The 18,669-nt window shown below is 51.1% G+C and carries 15 protein-coding genes; 13 read left to right on the top strand and 2 right to left on the bottom strand.

Annotated elements, in window-relative coordinates:
* Positions 1-6 precede the first annotated feature (6 nt).
* Genes nrdI through nrdF form a run of 3 tightly spaced genes read left to right on the top strand, consistent with a single transcriptional unit; the run spans position 7 to position 3,553 of the window.
* Entirely contained in the window at positions 7-411 is a 405-nt protein-coding gene (gene nrdI / locus AB3G37_RS20260; protein WP_009636958.1) for a class Ib ribonucleoside-diphosphate reductase assembly flavoprotein NrdI, read from the top strand.
* Positions 393-2,543: a class 1b ribonucleoside-diphosphate reductase subunit alpha gene (gene nrdE / locus AB3G37_RS20265; protein WP_369788917.1), complete on the top strand. Its 2,151-nt coding sequence runs from the start codon at positions 393-395 to the stop codon at positions 2,541-2,543. Before nrdI ends, nrdE begins: the two co-directional genes overlap by 19 nt.
* A gap of 26 nt (positions 2,544-2,569) precedes the next feature.
* Positions 2,570-3,553, top strand: coding sequence for a class 1b ribonucleoside-diphosphate reductase subunit beta (gene nrdF / locus AB3G37_RS20270; protein WP_009636956.1), 984 nt, complete (start codon positions 2,570-2,572; stop codon positions 3,551-3,553).
* Between the two features lie 74 nt (positions 3,554-3,627).
* On the opposite strand, the gene AB3G37_RS20275 is transcribed toward nrdF, so the two are convergent.
* Positions 3,628-5,019: a 2-hydroxycarboxylate transporter family protein gene (locus AB3G37_RS20275; RefSeq protein WP_369788918.1), complete on the bottom strand. Its 1,392-nt coding sequence runs from the start codon at positions 5,017-5,019 to the stop codon at positions 3,628-3,630.
* Positions 5,020-5,224: 205 nt separating this feature from the next.
* On the opposite strand from AB3G37_RS20275, the gene AB3G37_RS20280 reads away from it, so the two are divergent.
* From AB3G37_RS20280 to proX (AB3G37_RS20305), 6 genes are all read left to right on the top strand, one after another.
* Positions 5,225-6,883 (top strand): ATP-binding protein, encoded by a 1,659-nt coding sequence (locus AB3G37_RS20280; protein ID WP_369788919.1) that lies wholly within the window; start codon positions 5,225-5,227, stop codon positions 6,881-6,883.
* Positions 6,876-7,589 (top strand): response regulator, encoded by a 714-nt coding sequence (locus tag AB3G37_RS20285; protein ID WP_369788920.1) that lies wholly within the window; start codon positions 6,876-6,878, stop codon positions 7,587-7,589. The genes AB3G37_RS20280 and AB3G37_RS20285 overlap by 8 nt, the downstream gene beginning before the upstream one ends.
* Positions 7,590-8,110: 521 nt before the next feature.
* Positions 8,111-9,310: a glycine betaine/L-proline ABC transporter ATP-binding protein ProV gene (gene proV / locus AB3G37_RS20290; RefSeq protein WP_009636952.1), complete on the top strand. Its 1,200-nt coding sequence runs from the start codon at positions 8,111-8,113 to the stop codon at positions 9,308-9,310.
* Positions 9,307-10,500, top strand: a complete 1,194-nt coding sequence (gene proW, locus AB3G37_RS20295) for a glycine betaine/L-proline ABC transporter permease ProW (protein ID WP_369788921.1) — start codon at positions 9,307-9,309, stop codon at positions 10,498-10,500. The genes proV and proW overlap by 4 nt, the downstream gene beginning before the upstream one ends.
* Positions 10,501-10,511: 11 nt before the next feature.
* Positions 10,512-11,528 (top strand): glycine betaine/L-proline ABC transporter substrate-binding protein ProX, encoded by a 1,017-nt coding sequence (gene proX / locus AB3G37_RS20300; protein WP_369788922.1) that lies wholly within the window; start codon positions 10,512-10,514, stop codon positions 11,526-11,528.
* 90 nt (positions 11,529-11,618) lie between these two features.
* A complete protein-coding gene (gene proX / locus AB3G37_RS20305; protein ID WP_369791004.1) occupies positions 11,619-12,614 on the top strand; it encodes a glycine betaine/L-proline ABC transporter substrate-binding protein ProX in 996 nt (331 codons plus the stop codon).
* A 63-nt stretch (positions 12,615-12,677) separates the two neighbouring features.
* On the opposite strand, the gene AB3G37_RS20310 is transcribed toward proX (AB3G37_RS20305), so the two are convergent.
* A complete protein-coding gene (locus AB3G37_RS20310) occupies positions 12,678-13,562 on the bottom strand; it encodes a LysR family transcriptional regulator (protein ID WP_009636948.1) in 885 nt (294 codons plus the stop codon).
* 124 nt (positions 13,563-13,686) lie between these two features.
* Between AB3G37_RS20310 and AB3G37_RS20315 the strand changes: the two genes are divergently transcribed.
* From AB3G37_RS20315 to emrA, 4 genes are all read left to right on the top strand, one after another.
* The gene (locus AB3G37_RS20315; RefSeq protein ID WP_369788923.1) at positions 13,687-14,889 is read left to right on the top strand and encodes an MFS transporter; all 1,203 of its coding nucleotides are present in this window, start codon (positions 13,687-13,689) and stop codon (positions 14,887-14,889) included.
* 566 nt (positions 14,890-15,455) lie between these two features.
* Entirely contained in the window at positions 15,456-15,971 is a 516-nt protein-coding gene (gene mprA, locus AB3G37_RS20320) for a transcriptional repressor MprA (protein WP_009636946.1), read from the top strand.
* Positions 15,972-15,998: 27 nt separating this feature from the next.
* Positions 15,999-17,453 (top strand): efflux transporter outer membrane subunit, encoded by a 1,455-nt coding sequence (locus AB3G37_RS20325; RefSeq protein ID WP_009636945.1) that lies wholly within the window; start codon positions 15,999-16,001, stop codon positions 17,451-17,453.
* A gap of 26 nt (positions 17,454-17,479) precedes the next feature.
* Positions 17,480-18,658, top strand: a complete 1,179-nt coding sequence (emrA, locus tag AB3G37_RS20330) for a multidrug efflux MFS transporter periplasmic adaptor subunit EmrA (RefSeq protein ID WP_369788924.1) — start codon at positions 17,480-17,482, stop codon at positions 18,656-18,658.
* The last annotated feature ends 11 nt before the right edge of the window (positions 18,659-18,669 follow it).

Raw genomic sequence — 18,669 nt, forward strand, 5'->3', positions numbered from 1 at the left:
GCAGCAATGAACAGCCTGGTGTACTTTTCGAGCAAGTCGGAAAACACCCATCGCTTTGTCGGCAAACTCGGTTTGCCGGCCGTCAGAATACCGATAGCAGCACAAGGCGAAAAGCTTCGGATGGATTGCCCCTACATATTGCTGGTTCCCAGCTACGGCGGCGGAACAGCCACCGGGGCGGTCCCAAGACAGGTGATCCACTTCCTCAACGATGAACATAATCGTTCACTCATCCGCGGCGTCATTGCCGCCGGTAACACTAATTTCGGCGCAGCGTACTGCATTGCCGGTGAAATCGTCTCGCAGAAGTGTAAGGTCCCATACCTTTATCGCTTTGAATTGCTGGGCACACCGGAAGACGTTGCAAAGGTCAAACAGGGAGTAACTGAATTTTGGCAGCGACAGAACTAGCAATCACCGATCCGGGTGTCGGCACACCGGACTATCATGCGCTTAACGCGATGTTAAATCTGTTCGATGCCGATGGAAAAATTCAGTTTGATAAAGACAAACTGGCCGCGCGACAGTACTTCTTGCAGCATGTAAACCAAAATACTGTTTTCTTCCATAACCTTGCGGAGAAGCTGCGTTATCTGGTGGAAGAAGGCTATTACGACGCCGCCGTGCTCGACCAATACGATTTTGAGTCGACCAAAAATTTGTTCAAACAGGCTTACGCCAAAAAATTCCGCTTCCAGACTTTCCTGGGCGCATTCAAGTATTACACCAGCTACACGTTGAAGACCTTTGACGGCAAGCGCTATCTCGAACGTTATGAAGACCGCGTCTGCCTGGTGGCAATGACGTTGGCGCAAGGTGATATCAAGCTCGCTAGCCATCTGGTAGACGAAATCATCAGTGGCCGCTTCCAGCCTGCGACTCCGACCTTCCTTAACTGTGGTAAAAAACAGCGCGGCGAGCTGGTCTCGTGCTTCCTGTTGCGTATTGAAGACAATATGGAGTCGATTGGCCGTTCGGTGAACTCAGCCCTGCAGCTGTCCAAGCGAGGTGGGGGTGTCGCCTTTATGCTGACCAACATTCGCGAAGTCGGCGCGCCAATCAAACGTATCGAAAACCAGTCTTCGGGCGTGATCCCGATTATGAAAATGCTGGAAGATGCCTTTTCCTACGCGAATCAGCTAGGTGCTCGTCAGGGCGCGGGCGCGGTTTATCTAAACGCGCACCACCCGGATATTTTGCGTTTTCTGGATACCAAACGCGAAAACGCCGACGAAAAGATCCGCATCAAGACGCTGTCATTGGGCGTAGTTATTCCAGACATCACCTTTGAGCTGGCGAAAAATAACGAAGACATGTATCTGTTCTCGCCTTACCACGTCGAGAAAGTCTATGGCAAACCGATGTCGGAGATAAGCATCAGCGAGAAGTACCGCGAGATGGTCAACGACAAGCGCATCCATAAAACCAAAATCAACGCCCGTGAGTTCTTCCAGGTGTTGGCCGAGATTCAGTTTGAATCTGGCTATCCTTATATGATGTTTGAAGATACGGTCAATCGGGCTAACCCGATCAAGGGCCGTATTAACATGAGTAACCTGTGTTCGGAGATTTTGCAGGTCAACTCGGCGACGGTTTACGGCGAAGATTTGTCTTATCAGCAAGTGGGCAAGGATATTTCCTGCAACCTCGGTTCGCTGAATATTGCCGCCGCAATGGATTCACCGGATCTCGGCATGTCGGTCGAGATGGCAATCCGCGCGCTGACCGCCGTTTCTGATATGAGCAATATTCGTTCAGTACCGTCAGTCGAACAAGGCAACAATGACTCGCACGCTATTGGTCTGGGTCAGATGAACCTGCACGGCTATCTGGCACGCGAACATATCTATTACGGTTCTGAAGCGGGTCTGGATTTCACCAACATCTATTTTTATACCGTGGTTTACCATGCGGTACGCGCCTCAAACCTGCTGGCTATCGAACGCAGCAAGGCATTTAAAGGTTTTGAAGATTCGACTTATGCCAGCGGCGCGTATTTCGATAAATATTTGCAGGATATCTGGCATCCAAAAACCGAGCGCGTAAGTGAGCTGTTCGAGCAGGCTGGCATTCCGATCCCTGGCGTGGCGGAATGGACCGCGTTGAAAGAATCGGTGATGGCGCACGGGCTGTACAATCAGAATCTACAGGCAGTGCCGCCAACCGGTTCTATCTCGTACATCAATAACTCGACTTCAAGCATTCACCCGATAGTTTCGCGCGTGGAAATCCGTAAAGAAGGTAAAATCGGCCGCGTTTATTATCCGGCAGCGTTTATGGATAACGACAATCTTGAGTATTACCAGGACGCCTACGAGATTGGCCCCGAGAAGATCATCGATACCTACGCCGAGGCCACGCAGCACGTGGATCAGGGCCTGTCGCTGACGCTGTTTTTCCGTGATACCGCCACCACTCGCGATATCAACAAGGCGCAGATCTACGCCTGGCGTAAAGGCATCAAGACTATTTACTACATCCGCCTGCGTCAGATGGCGCTGGAAGGCACCGAAGTTCAGGGCTGTGTTTCGTGCACGCTGTAACTCAAGAGACAATTTAAGGAAATCGCATGAGCTCGGTTAAACAACTGCTGCCGGCACAGCCAATCAGCAAAGCCATTAACTGGAACAAAATTCAGGACGATAAAGATTTAGAGGTCTGGAACCGTCTGACCTCTAACTTCTGGCTGCCGGAAAAGGTGCCGCTATCCAATGACATCCCTTCCTGGGCCACGCTGAGTGCCAAAGAGAAGCAGCTGACCATTCGCGTGTTTACCGGCCTGACGCTGCTGGACACGGTGCAGAACATTATCGGCGCACCGACGCTGATGAAAGACGCCGTGACGCCACATGAAGAAGCGGTATATTCGAATATCTGTTTTATGGAAGCCGTTCACGCCCGCTCTTACAGCTCAATCTTCTCGACGCTGTGCATGACGACGGACGTCGATGATGCTTACCGCTGGAGTGAGGAAAACGTTGCGTTGCAGAACAAGGCAGCAATCGTGCTTTCTTATTACAACGGCGAAGATCCGCTGATGAAGAAAGTCGCCAGCGTGTTTTTAGAATCGTTCCTGTTCTATTCTGGCTTCTATCTGCCAATGTATTGGTCAAGCCGCGCCAAGCTGACGAATACCGCTGACCTTATCCGCCTGATCATTCGCGACGAAGCGGTGCACGGTTACTACATCGGCTATAAATTCCAGCAGGCTTTGAAGCTGGAAAGCCCGGAGCGCCAGCGCCAGGTTAAAGAGCAGGCATTTGATCTGATTCAGGATTTGTACGACAACGAAATTCGTTATACCGAAGAGCTGTATGACGGCGTAGGCTGGAGCGAAGACGTTAAAAAGTTCCTGCATTACAATGCCAACAAGGCGCTGATGAATCTCGGTTATGAAGCGCTGTTCCCGGCCAGCATGGCAGAGGTAAACCCTGCTATCTTGTCGGCATTGTCGCCAAACGCCGACGAAAACCACGACTTTTTCTCTGGTTCTGGTTCTTCTTACGTGATCGGTAAAGCGGTTAATACTGAAGACGATGACTGGGATTTCTAACTATTCCTCGCCTTAAAAAAAACCGCCGCCCTATTAACACAGAGCGGCGGTTTTTTTATTGCCTAAAGTCAGGATCAGGAGAAGAATTTCGCCAGCACCAATAGCCCGACCGAAACGTTGATTGCCCCGCCAATGCGCGTCGCAATTTGCGCAAACGGCATCAAAGTCATGCGGTTACCCGAGGTCAGAATAGCAACATCACCGGTTCCACCCTGCCCGCTCTGGCAGCAGGAGACAATCGCCACGTCGATAGGATGCATGCCAATTTTCTTGCCGACAATAAAGCCAGTCCCTACCAGCGCGCAAACTGTCGAGACGATCACGACCAAATTCTGAATAGTAAAGGCGTCCATCAACTCCTGCCACGGCGTGATCGCCACACCGACGGCAAACAGGATCGGATAAGTCACTGCGGTACGGAAGAATTTATACACCGCCATTGAACCGTGCTGAATAGTCGGAGAGACGCCGTGCACCAGCTTGACCGCTACTGCGGCGAACAACATCCCAACCGGAGCAGGCAGGCCAATGAGTCGTTGCCCAAGCATGCCGACCATATAAAGCAGGATCGCCAGCAGCGCGCCACAGGCCAAAGCATTCACACCCGGCGTTCCTTCAAACTCATCGTTACCGTTGGCAATCGCGCCCTTTTTAGCCGGCATCAAAGAGCCTTCACCGGTCAAATGCGGGAAGCGTTTGCCTAACTGGTTAAGGATACCCGCCAGTACTATCGCCGTTAGCCCACCCAGCATCACGATCGGCAGGATCTTGCCCAATGCCACGCCCTGTTCCATGTGCAGGATAGCCGCGTAACCCATCGACAGTGGGATCGCGCCTTCACCAACGCCACCAGCCATGATCGGCAAGATCAGGAAGAAGAAAATCTGAAACGGCGGCAGACCCAACGCCATGCCTACGCCCATTCCCACCAGCATGCCGACAATTTCACCACACAGCATCGGAACGAAAATTCGCAGGAAACCCTGGATTAGCGCCTGTCGGTTCATGCTCATGATGCTGCCGACGATAATGCAGCAGATATAAAGGTAAAGGATGTTGGTCGACTTGTAGAACTTGGTCGTTGATTCGACAACAACGTCAGGCAGCAGGCCGTAATGCACCATGGCAGAAGGAATAAAAGTGGCGCAAATCGCCGCCGCGCCGAGTTTGCCGAGCAGCGGCAGTCGTTTACCAAACTCACCGCAGGCAAATCCGAAGAACGCCAACGTTGCCACCATCACCACGATGTCGCTGGGCAGTTTGCCGCCGAGGCAGTCCAGCAGAATCAATACTCCGGCCAAAATAAAGAACGGCAGCGGGATAATGCCGACTTTGTAGTTGTCCAAGACGCGCCACCATTTATCACGCATGGCGGTTTTAGCGGCGATTTGACGGGCAGCAGCGAGCTCCTTTGCCGCAGGATCTTTCTCTTTTACGACAATGTAGGAATCATCGGTTGTGCTCATAGCCTCGTCCTCTTTTTTTGTTGTAGGTCTTGATAGAGATAGAGGATATGAATCGAGGGGCCGCCGAGCTGTGACAGCATTCAAATTAAAACCGCAGTGTTAAAGGTTGTAATGGTTTTTATGGAGTTAATGTTAATAATCGTATAATTTTTAGCGTTTTTTAGTAAAAATAGGTAATAACCATGGAAAAAATCAGGTCAGATGAATGAAGAGAAAACTTAGCTTCCAGATAAAATTATTCCTCTGCCTGGTGGCCTTTTCCTGTCTGCTTCTAGCCGTATTGGGCGGCCTGGTTTATCACATCGTCGACAGGCAGCTGCACCATGATTTGGGCAATCGCGCCAAAGTTCAGGCCAGTGAAATCGCACTAATCCCCGACCTGCCGCCGTTGGTCGCGACCCGCGACACCGCCGCAATCGCCCGGCTAATCAACCCGCTCAGCCATCATAGCGATGCCAGCTATATCGTCATTGGCGACAGCCACGAAATTCACCTTTACCACTCGAGCCAGCCGCAAAGCGTTGATCATCCGATGATCGGTGGCGATAACGCCGAGGTACTCGCCGGTAAAACCATTATTTCCGAGCGAAAGGGCGGGATTGGCGTTTCTCTACGCAGCAAGGCGCCGATACTAGACACCAGCGGCAAAGTGATCGGTATTGTTTCCGTCGGCTACCTCACCTCTTATATTAATGACATCACGCTGGACCAGCTGGCGCAGGCACTGTTGTTTGGCGTCTTGCTGCTGCTGGCGCTATTCGGCTTTTCCTGGCTGTTCAGTAAAAATCTCAAGAAGCAGATGTTCTGGCTTGAGCCGCGTGAAATCGCACTGCTGGTGCGGCAGCAAAAAGCGCTGATGGAGGCGATTTATGAAGGGGTGATCGCCATTGACGATCGGCTGAAGATTTTAACCATCAACCGCGCCGCGCGCGAGTTGCTAGGGCTGACTCAGCCGGAGCAGCAGCTTATCGGCCAGCAGATTAATCACGTCATTGTAACTCATGATGATTTTTTCAATTCTGACAACGTGCAGCACGAACATCACGATGAAATCGCGCAGTTCAATCAGCGACAGGTGATTGTCAACCGCGTGCCTATTGAACTGCCTGCTCCGTCATTGCACGGCTGGGTGTATAGCTTTCGCGATAAAAATGATATCAACACTCTCAGCAGCCAGCTCAGCCAGGTGACACGCTATGCCGACAATCTTCGTATAATGCGTCACGAACAGCTTAACTGGACCGCGACGCTGGCCGGAATGTTGCAAATGCAGCGTTACGACGAGGCGCTGGAATATATTCAGGCGCAGTCGGCGGGCGCACAGGCGGTGCTGGATTTTGTTTCCGGGCGTTTTCATTCCCCGGCGCTGTGCGGTTTGCTGCTTGGCAAATACGTCAGCGCACGCGAGAAAGGCATCGAGCTAAGCTTTGATCCCGCCTGCCAGTTGACCCATCTACCTGAAAGATTGGGCGAAAACGAGTTGATGTCGATTGTCGGTAATTTGCTGGATAACGCAGTGGAAGCAACGCTGAAACTTGATGCGCCGCACGCGCCGGTGGAACTGTATTTGACCCAGACCAGCGACCAGCTGATTATTGAGGTTGCCGATTGCGGCGCGGGGATCGACGCTGAAATACGCCCGCAGCTGTTTGAGCAAGGCGTCAGCAGCAAGCCTGTCCGCCATTCTGAGCACACTGGCAGCGAACATGGCATCGGCCTTTATGTGGTAGCGAGTTATGTCCGTCAGGCGCAGGGGATGATAGAAATATCCGATAACCGCCCTACGGGCGCGGTGTTCTCTGTGTTTATTCCCTATCAGTCAGCGTCATCGTCCCAGAACACCCTGGAGTCTGTAAATGAATAATCCCATCGCGATGGACGTGCTGATCGTCGAAGATGAAAGTCATCTTGCGCAGTTACACCGCGAATTTATCGAGCAAAATTTTAACCTGCGCGTGGTGGGTATTGCCCCAACTTTGTCACAGGCGAAAAAACTGCTGGAGGCGTACCAACCTCGGCTGGTGTTGTTGGATAATTTTCTGCCTGACGGCCAGGGCATCGAGCTTATCAACTCTTCGTTGCTCAAGAGCATCGATTGCTCAGTGATTTTCATTACCGCCGCCAGCGATATGAGCACCTGCAGCCAGGCGATGCGCGCCGGGGCTTTTGACTACATTATCAAACCCGTTTCCTTCCAACGGTTACAAAGTTCTTTGACTCGGTTTTTACAACTTGCCCAAACGCTGCGCCACGTAAAAACCATCGACCAGCAGAGTCTCGACAAACTGTTTAATCTGCCGGGCAGTGAACAGCCGGAAGCTCCGTTAGCCAAGGGAATAGAGCCGAATACGCTGGAGCTGGTAAAGCAGGTTTTTATTAACCACCCCGAGCGTAACTGGTCCGTGGATCAGGTGGTGGAGCAGGTCGGGATCAGCAAAACTACCGGCCGCCGTTATCTGGAATATTGCGTCGAAAGCGCCTTCATTATGGTCGAGATGCAGTACGGAAATATTGGCCATCCACGCCGCCTGTATCGCAAAGCTAATCCATCGAAAAACGCCGCCGAATAGCGGCGTATTTTTCCGCTCGCGGCACCTTGCCAACTGGCTATTTTTCACCTACTCACAGCTCAATTCCCCACTGTCACATCTTCATTGATAATGATTATTTTAGTGTTAAATTCCTAAAAATCACCATCGTCTTAAAATAGCTTCGTCATGGATGTTTACACTGAATGTATCACGAGCAAGAAACCCACCAATAAGTTATTTAAAATCAATAATTTAAATGATAAGTAATATTATTTAAAACCCGTTAAAATTATTATAATAAGTTCTTATTTTCATATAAATATGACAAATAATAATTATCTCAACGAGAGTGTAAATATCCCTTAAGCCACAAGGGCTCAGCGTGAAAATTTTCGATAATAATCGGACCCCTCCTAATTACAAGCCTTATGGCGTGAGACTTGTCTCAGATTCTGAGTGTGTTAGGGTATAGACCGCTTGATATTCCGTCGACAGGAAAAATTTATAATCCCCATTCAAATAACAGTATTTAAAATACGACCAAGGAAACGAAAAATTGCATGGCAATTAAAATCGAAGTTAAGAACTTATATAAAGTATTCGGTGAGCATCCAGAGCGAGCCTTTAAGCTGATTGATTCCGGCAAGGGTAAAGAAGAGATTTTCGAGAAAACGGGTCTGTCACTTGGTGTGAAGAACGCCAGTCTGGCCATTGAAGAAGGCGAGATTTTTGTCATCATGGGGCTTTCCGGTTCCGGAAAATCCACCATGGTACGCCTTCTCAATCGTCTGATAGAACCAACCCGTGGCGAAGTGCTGATTGATGGCGAAGACATTGCCAAAATCTCTGCCTCCAAGCTGCGCCAGGTGCGCAGAAGCAAAATCAGCATGGTTTTTCAGTCCTTCGCCCTGATGCCGCATCTTACTGTATTGAATAATACTGCGTTCGGAATGGAGCTGGCCGGTGTGCCTGCCAACGAGCGTAAAGAAAATGCGCTGGATGCACTGCGCCAGGTTGGCCTTGAAAACTATGCCAATTCTTATCCCGATGAGCTGTCCGGTGGTATGCGCCAGCGCGTCGGCCTTGCTCGCGCAATGGCTAATAACCCCGATATTCTCCTGATGGATGAAGCATTCTCCGCCCTCGATCCGCTAATCCGCACCGAAATGCAGGACGAATTGGTAAGACTGCAATCCCGGCATCAGCGCACTATCGTGTTTATTTCCCACGATTTGGACGAAGCCATGCGCATCGGCGATCGCATCGCCATTATGCAAGGCGGCGAAGTGGTGCAGGTCGGCACGCCGGAGGAGATCCTGAATAATCCGGCCAACGACTATGTGCGCACTTTCTTCCGCGGCGTGGATATCAGTCAGGTATTCAGCGCCAAAGATATTGCCCGTCGTCGTCCGGTGACGTTAATCCGCAAGACCCCTGGTTTTGGTCCTCGTGCCGCGCTGAAGCTGCTCGAAGACGAAGACCGCGAATATGGTTATGTCCTCGAGCGTGGTCAAAAGTTTATTGGCGTAGTGTCTGCCGATTCACTGAAACGCGCGTTGAAAGAAAATCAGCCGTTGGAAAGTGCCCTGCTTGAGTTACCTGCTCCGGTACCGGCAGATATGCCACTCAGCGAACTGATTTCTCAGGTAGCCGCCGCTCCGTGCGCGGTGCCGGTCGTCAGCGAAGAGAACAACTATATCGGAATTATCTCCAAGGCCATGCTGTTGCAGGCGTTGGATAAAGAAGGGGCGACAGAATGAGTCAGCAGTTAATGAATGCAGCACACGATATTATTCAACATGCGCAGGCGGCACAAACCGATGCGGCGAGCGATCCCTGGGCCGCTGGCAGCAGCGATGTTGCCAACCAGGCTGCGGCTTCAGCCGACTCGGCAACCAACAATGCAACCACCGATCCGTGGACCGCAGCCAACAATAGTTACGCCACCAGCACGCCAGATGCCAGCCATCAGGCCGCAGCACAGACCGGTGATAGCTGGCTGCACATCGCGCCTGAGCAGCATCGGCATTTCGATATTCTCGATCCGTTTCACAATACTCTGATCCCGCTTGACCGCTGGGTTACTGAAGGGATCGATTGGCTGGTTACGCATTTCCGCCCGGTATTTCAGGGGATCCGCGTGCCCGTCGATTTTATATTAAGCGGCTTCCAACACGGCCTTGAGTCCTTGCCTGCTCCGCTGGCTATCATTATTTTCGCGTTAATCGCCTGGCAGATGGCTGGCTTCGGCATGGGTGTCACCACGCTGGTTTCGCTGGTAATTATCGGTGCAATCGGTGCCTGGTCGCAGGCCATGGTGACATTGGCACTGGTATTAACGTCGCTGTTCTTCTGCGTATTGATAGGTCTCCCCTTGGGAATATGGCTGGCGCGCAGCAAAGGCGCGGCGAAAATTATTCGCCCGCTGCTGGATGCGATGCAGACCACTCCTGCGTTTGTCTATCTGGTGCCTATCGTGATGCTGTTTGGCATCGGTAACGTACCGGGCGTCGTGGTCACCATCATCTTTGCCCTGCCTCCTATCGTGCGTCTGACTATTCTGGGTATCAACCAGGTACCGGAAGATTTGATTGAAGCGGCTGAGTCGTTTGGTTCAAGCCCGAGCCAGATGCTGTTTAAAGTTCAGCTGCCGCTGGCAATGCCGACCATCATGGCCGGTATTAACCAGACGCTGATGCTGGCGCTGTCGATGGTAGTTATTGCCTCGATGATCGCCGTAGGCGGTTTGGGCCAGATGGTGCTGCGCGGGATTGGTCGACTGGATATGGGCCTCGCCTCTATCGGCGGTGTCGGTATCGTTATTCTGGCGATCATTCTCGACCGCCTGACCCAGGCTTTAGGCCGCGACCGCCGTAGCAAAGGCGTACAGCACTGGTACGCGCACGGCCCTGTGGGTCTGTTAACCAAACCTTTCATTAAAAAAGCCTGAGGAGCGCGCCGATGACAAATTCAAAAAAATTATGCCGCGCTGGCCTGCTGGCTCTTACTCTGAGCCCCCTCATGGGCGCTCAGGCGATGGCTGCAGATCTTCCAGGTAAAGGCGTGGTGGTCAAACCAGCACAAAGTACGCTGGCCGAAGAGACGTTTCAGACCGAGCTGGTAAACCGTGCGCTGAAAGATTTGGGCTACGACGTGCAGCCTACCGCCGAGGTAGATTACAACGTGGCCTACACCACTATTGCCAGCGGTGACTCGACCTACATGGCCGTTAACTGGGACCCGCTGCAAACCGATATGTACAACGCTGCCGGTGGCGACAAGAAGTTTTATCGTCAAGGCACCTACATCAGCGGCGCAACTCAGGGTTATTTGATCGACAAGAAAACTGCCGACAAATATCACATTCACGACCTGTCGCAGTTAAAGGATCCAAAACTTGCCAGGCTGTTTGATTCTAACGGCGACGGCAAGGCGGATATGGTCAGCTGCGATCCGGGATGGGGCTGCGGTGAAGTGATTAGCGCACAGATCAAAGCTTACGGCCTGAGTAACACGGTTCAGCAGAACGCCGGCAACTATGCGGCGATCATGGCAGATACCATGACGCGCTTCCAAGAAGGTAAACCGGTGTTGTATTACACCTGGACGCCTTACTGGGTCAGCAATGTGCTCAAGCCGGGCCGAGATGTGATTTGGCTGACGGTGCCGTTCTCCGCCAATAGCGGCTCACAAAAGGATCTTGATACCAAACTGCCTGATGGCAAGAACTATGGTTTCCCGCTTAACGACGAGCATATCGTCGCCAACAAACAGTGGGCCGCCGCCAACCCGGCTGCTGCAAAACTGTTTGCGCTCATGAAGCTGCCATTGAACGACGTCAATGCCCAGAACCTGAGCATGCACAACGGCGAATCTTCGGCACAAGATATTCAGGATCAGTTCAGTGGCTGGATCAAGGCGCATCAAGATACCTATAACGGCTGGATCGATGCTGCGAAAGCCGCAGCGAAAAAATAATAAAAAAGTAATTCATCCCCTTTCGATTTTGTGTGGCTGAAAAACTGGCTGCCTGAGTTTCGAGAGGGGATCAAAAGGATAATAATGATGATGAACAAGACTTCAATTTGGGCGTTAACCGCCCTGGCTACTCTGGGTTCTACCTCTGCATTCGCCGCTGACTTACCGGGCAAAGGCGTTACTGTTACCCCCATTCAAAGCACTATCAGCGAAGAAACTTTCCAGACCCTGCTGGTTGATAAAGCTTTGGAAAAGCTGGGTTACAACGTGCAACCCATTCGTGAAGTCGATTACAACGTCGGGTATACCACGATTGCCGAAGGCGATGGCACATTTATGGCCGCCAACTGGCAACCACTGCATGACAGCATGTACGCCGCTGCCGGTGGCGATAAAGTGTTTTATCGTCAAGGCACCTATGTTACCGGTGCTGCCCAGGGTTACCTCATCGACAAAAAAACTGCCGTCAAATATCACATCACCAACATAGCGCAGTTGAAAGATCCTAAAATCGCCAAACTTTTTGATACCAATAACGACGGCAAGGCGGATCTGACAGGATGCACGCCGGGCTGGGGTTGTGAAGCTGCGTTGAACGAGCAGATTAAAGCTTATGGCCTGTCAGATACAGTCGAACACAATCAGGGTAACTATTCGGCAATGATTGCTGACACCATCACGCGCTACAAGGAAGGCAAACCGATCTTCTATTACACGTGGACGCCTTACTGGGTCAGCAACGTGCTGGTTCCGGGCAAAGATACCGTGTGGCTACAGGTGCCGTTCTCGGTAGTGCCTGGCGACAAGAATGCCAATACCCAGCTTTCCGACGGCAAAAACTTTGGATTCCCGATAAGCACCATGCACATTGTCGCCAACCTGAAATGGGCGCAGGCCAACCCTGCCGCTGCCAAGCTGTTTGCCATCATGCAACTGCCACTGGCCGACATCAACGCGCAGAATGCCGCAATGCACAACAATCAAAGCTCGGAAGCGGATATCAACACGCAGACCGACGGCTGGATCAAGGCACATCAGGCAACCTTCGATGGCTGGGTGAAAGAAGCGGCAGCGGCTGCGAAATAATATTCACCGCGCTGAATGACTCGAACAAGGGGCAATATATTTTTATTGCCCCTTTTTTATGGGTTAGGGAATCGCCCGCAGCTCTTCCTGCGAAAAAGCCATAAATCGCTCCGCCACGGTTGACAGACTATGTTGCCAAACGCAAAACACCTGACGCCGAATGCCGCTTTCTAACGGAATTGACACCAATCCTTTGGCCTGCTCGGCGGTCGATAGCGGCACTATTCCCGCCGCCAGCGATTTACGCACGATATTTTCCAGCCATTCAACGTGATCGATTTCAAAGCTGACGTGACGTGTCACGCCTTCGGCCAGAAAAGCTTTATCCGTTTGTCTCCTGGCTCCTGAACCTTGGTAAAAATCGACCAAAGGCACTTGTGACAATTCAGATAATCGCAGGCGTTCACGCCCGGCAAAAGGATGATCGCGACTGACTAACGCAACCAAAGGCTCATCGGTCAATAATTTATACGGCATGCTTAATGATGCTCTGTCGCCGGGCCAAAGTCCGACAAAGGCTACATCGGTCCGCGATTGCTGAACATCCTCGAGCAATTTTTCGCTCATCGCCACGTATAAACGAATATTTACCAGCGGATAGCGTTGATTGAATCGTGCAAGTTGTCCGATGAGATCTATCGTTTTCAGTGTTGATATCGTCCCCACCGTCAGGGTACCGCCAATCTCACCTTTCAATGCTTCCATGGTATCGAGCAAGTGGTTATGCGCAGCCAGCAACTGTTCTGCAGGTGCCAGAAATGCCCTTCCGGCGGCGGTAAGTTGCACCTGTCTGGATGTGCGCTCGAACAACTGATTGCCGAGCTCTTCTTCAAGCCTTGCTATCTGGTGACTTAAGGCGGATTGCACGGTATGGCAACGCCTGGCTGCTCGAGTAAAATTCTTTTCATGCGCAACTGCCAAAGCAAAACGGATCTGCTTCAAATTCATTTAATCATCTCAAAATGAGATAGGTGGGATGCTAATTATACATTGGTTTATAACTTTTAATTAACAGATACTCCCCCTGAGTACTTACTTAAATCAAATCCTTTAATTTATAAAAATGAATCTTATGACAACCTCAACAATATCTTCTGATAAAAAGTCGCATCCGGTACTCAGTCCGGGCCTGATCCTGTTAATGGCAGTTGCAACAGGACTGGCTGCTGCCAGTAACTATTATGCCCAGCCATTGCTGGAAACCATCGCCAGAGCCTTCCACCTGTCGGTGAATCAGGCCGGATTTATTGTGACAACCGCCCAGTTGGGCTACGCCATGGGGCTGCTGTTCCTGGTGCCACTCGGTGATATGTTTGAACGTCGCACCATGATTGTGGTGATGACACTGCTCGCGGCTGCAGGTTTGCTTATCACCGCCAACTCGACCTCAATTTCAATGATGCTGGTCGGCACCGCGCTGACAGGTTTGTTCTCAGTGGTGGCACAAGTGTTGGTTCCTCTGGCTGCAACGCTTGCCGAACCGGCACGCCGAGGGAAAATTGTCGGCATGATCATGTCGGGACTGCTGCTGGGTATTTTGCTGGCACGAACAGTGTCGGGGCTACTCGCCTCGCTGGGCGGTTGGCGCACGGTATATTGGGTGGCCAGCGTACTGATGGTATTAATGGCGCTGGTAATGTGGCGTGTGCTTCCTCGTCACAAGCAGGAAACGCATCTCAACTATCTGCAATTAATGAAATCAATTTTCACCCTGTTCTTCTCAACCCCGGTACTGCGAACTCGTGCGCTAATAGGCATGTTTATCTTTGCTAACTTCAGCGCACTCTGGACCTCAATGGCATTCCTGCTGGCTGGCCCTGACTACCATTATTCCGAAGGCGTGATTGGGTTATTTGGTCTGGTTGGTGCTGCCGGAGCTTTGGCTGCAACCCGCGCGGGACATCTTGCCGATAAAGGCAAGGCACATTTAGTGACTACCTATGGGCTAATCCTGCTGCTACTTTCGTGGCTCCCTGTCGCCTATGGCCAGCACTCGATTATTGCACTTATTCTGGGAATTATTGTGCTGGATCTCTGTGTTCAGGGCGTACATATCACTAATCAGAGTGTTATCTACAAATCGATGCCCGAGGCGCGCAACCGCCTTACGGCCGGTTATATGACCAGCTATTTTATAGGCGGTGCTATTGGCTCAGTGGTATCAGCGTCGGCTTTTCAGATGGCCGGATGGTATGGCGTTTGTACAGCCGGGGCTATTTTCTGTGCAATCAACTTGTTAGTTTGGCTTTCTGGACACAAGCACAGAATAGGCTGAGAAAGTGTTTCCGGCGTGATGATAACGCGTCTAATTAGCGTGCAAATAGTTATGAGAGAAATTTATTTGAACCAAAGGGTATAAAGATTACTAACAGTCTGATATTATTTTTTCCATAAATTATACGCTAACGAAACATATTGCTTTTATTCAGCAACAAAATTCTTATGCACAGCCGCACATTGTTAGAAAACTTTTTAGTCGCCGTTGGGGCAGATCTTGCCCCGGCTGCATTTAAAACTATGCCAACAGTGATTGGCACCCCACCTGCCACTTATACCTTCCGGCCAGGTGCGGTAAAACTCGAATTTTACCTTCGTAACCACTGCTTTTTCCCTACATGACCCATCCCCATGCCTAACTTTTTGCGTTTTTTTGCGCAATCGATTGGGCTGCAAAACTTTGCTTTACCCAGCGGGCAGTTACCTTGTCCGCCAATAAAAAAGATTTCACACCTGCAACCGTTATAGGACCACACGAATAGCTAACTATTTGCTGGCTTATGACATTTACATTATTAATTACACTGGTTACTATCTCAAATGTAACTAATGAGGTTTCTTACGATGGAAAGTTCATTCGCACCTATTGAACACATGTTGAATTTCCGAGCAAAAAAGCAAAAAGATTTCCCTTACCAGGAGATACTGCTCACTCGCCTATGTATGCACATGCATAGCAAGTTGCTGGAAAATCGAAACAAGATGCTGAAAGCGCAAGGGATCAACGAGACACTGTTTATGGCGTTGATTACGCTGGATGCTCGGGAATCGCATAGCATTCAACCTTCAGAGCTAAGCGCTGCGTTAGGGTCATCTCGTACCAACGCGACCCGTATTGCCGATGAGTTAGAAAAGCGCGGATGGATTGAAAGGCGTGAGAGCGACAACGATCGTCGCTGCCTGCATTTACACCTGACGGCGGACGGTGAAGCCTTTATTCAGAAGCTTTTGCCGCCTCAACATAAAAGTTTGCATTTCCTCTGGTCCACACTGGATGTAGAAGAACAGAAAGAGCTGGAAACACTAACCCGCAAACTGCTGACACGCCTTGACCAGATGGATGCAACCTCAACATTATAATCGAATAATTGTTCAGGTAATTTACCCATGTTTCTTCCACTCAGCTGGAGATTTACTCCGCTGTTTGCAGTCTTGTTGCTGGCGGGTTGCGCCTCCAGCAATAATATTGCCCCTCAGTCTACGCTGCTGAATAATCAACAGCTTAAACTGAAACAGCAACAAGTCAGCTCATTAGCAATCAGCCCTCAGTGGTGGCGTGGTCTTCAAGACTCGCAACTCGACAACCTAATGACTGAAACTCTGCAAAATTCACCCTCTTTACGTCAGGCAGCTGCGCGCGTACGCGAAGCTCAAAGTGTGATGGGTGAAGCCAATGCGGCTAACGGCCCTTACGTTGATCTTAACGCTTCAAGCAATCGCCAGAAAATATCGCAGAATACCTACCAGCCTTTCCTTAACGGGTATCCTGGCAATCCGGTGTATGAGACCACCAATACTTTGGGCCTCAACCTGAGCTATGAGTTTGACTGGTGGGGTAAATATCGCAATCAGGTCAACGCCGCCAAGGCCCAGGTCGATTCGGCACGTGCGGAACAGGCGCAGGCAGCTCTGACGCTGTCCAGCTCGGTGGCATCAACCTATTACCAGCTGCAGGCCAATTTTGCGGTGCAAAAGGTTCTGCAGCAAGAAGTCGACAACAATCAACATTTAGCTGATTTGCGCAAGGCGCAATATGAGGCAGGGGTTTATGGCGTAGATATTCCGCAACAAACTCAGGCACAGGCCGACGGAGCCAAGCAGCAAATTATTGAGCTACAGTCGCAGATCGACCAGCAGAAACACCAGTTGGCCGCACTGGCAGGCAAAGGCCCGGATGCGATGAACAATTTGCACGCCGTCGCGCTGCCAGGTGACGATATTCTGGCACCCAAGGGTGATTTAACCATTGATTTACTGGGTAAACGCCCAGACATCGTCGCGCAACGCGAGCTGGTCGAGTCTTACTCGCAGCGCATTGCCGCAGCGAAAAAAGACTTTTATCCAAGCCTGTCGATTAGCGCTTTCGCAGGCTTGAGCACGGTCAACTATGGCAGCACCAGCCCCAATCTGTTTGAAGCAGCAAGCCAGGCGTGGAACCTCGCCCCGGCTATTTCGCTGCCTATTTTCCACGCGGGCGCATTGCGCAGCAAGCTGGGTGAAGAGTCGGCGTTATACGACCAGTCTGTCGAGTCCTATAACCAGACATTGTTGAACGCAATTCAGCAAACTGCCGATGCTCTTACGGTGCAGAAAAGCTCTGCCCAACAGCTTCAACAGTCTTTATCCGCTGAGAAATCCCTGCAAGAAGTGTATCGCGTTGCCAACGCTCGTTATTCCGCTGGCACCATCGGACGCGACCAGTTGCTCACCAGTCAGGCTGCACTACTGCAACAGCAGCAGGCTGCACTGACAGCATCGAGCAACGTACTGCAGGCGAAAATCAGTTTAATCCGTGCGTTAGGTGGTGGTTATCAAGCCCCTGCTGCGGACACAAAAGCATAATAACAAGACCCAGCGTGGAGAAAAACATGAGCGCGAATGCGGAAGTTCAACAACCTACCCCGCCACCAGTGAACAAGAAAAAGAAATCTCGTAAAGTTGCCTTGCTGCTTCTGACCGGGATCTTTGTGATCATTGCAATTGCATACCTGATCTACTGGTTTTTAGTGCTGCGTCACTTCCAGGATACCGATGATGCCTACGTTTCTGGCAATCAGGTACAGGTGATGGCACAGGTTTCTGGCAGCGTTACCGACGTTAATTTCGACAGCACCGACTTCGTCAAAAAAGGCGATACGCTGGTTCAGCTTGATCCTACCGATGCCGAGCAGGCTTTTGAACGATCCAAAACAGCGTTGGCAAGCAGCGTGCGCCAGACACATCAGCTGATGATCAATAGCAAACAGTATCAGGCCAATGTGGTGCTGCGTCAGACCCAGCTTAGTCAGGTTCAGGCCGACCTGAAACGCCGAGTGATTCTGGGCAAAGTCGATGCAATTGGTCGTGAAGATCTGCAACACGCCCATGACGCGGTAGACAGCGCCAAAGCGCAGCTTGACGTGGCTATTCAGCAACTTAATGCCAATCAGGCAATGGTGCTGAACACGCCGGTTGCCCAACAGCCGCAGGTGATGCAGGCCGCCGCGCAGGTGCGTGATGCCTGGTTGGCACTGCAACGAACTAAAATTGTCAGCCCGGTTGATGGCTATGTTTCACGCCGTACTGTTCAGGTCGGCCAGCAGATTAACCCATCGGTCGCACTGATGGCCGTGGTGCCAGCCGATCACATCTGGGTCGATGCCAACTTTAAAGAAACTCAGCTGGCAAATATGCGTATTGGCCAATCGGCAACCGTGGTCAGCGATATCTACGGTGATGACGTGACTTATCACGGTAAAGTGGTCGGCATGGACATGGGTACCGGTGGCGCGTTCTCACTGCTGCCAGCCCAGAATGCTACCGGTAACTGGATCAAAGTGGTTCAGCGCCTGCCGGTACGTATCGAACTCGATAACAACGAAGTGAAAAAGCATCCGCTGCGCATTGGATTATCCACACTGGTGACCGTTGACACGCAGAATCTTGATGGCCTGGTCCTGGCGGATAAAGTGCGTTCTGAACCGCTGTATCAGACATCGGCCCTGACATTAAATCTGGCACCGGTTAACGCCATTATTAATGACGTTATCAATGCCAATGCGGGCTAAGCTGTCCGGAG

The organism is Rouxiella sp. WC2420 (assembly GCF_041200025.1).
Classification (GTDB): domain Bacteria; phylum Pseudomonadota; class Gammaproteobacteria; order Enterobacterales; family Enterobacteriaceae; genus Rouxiella.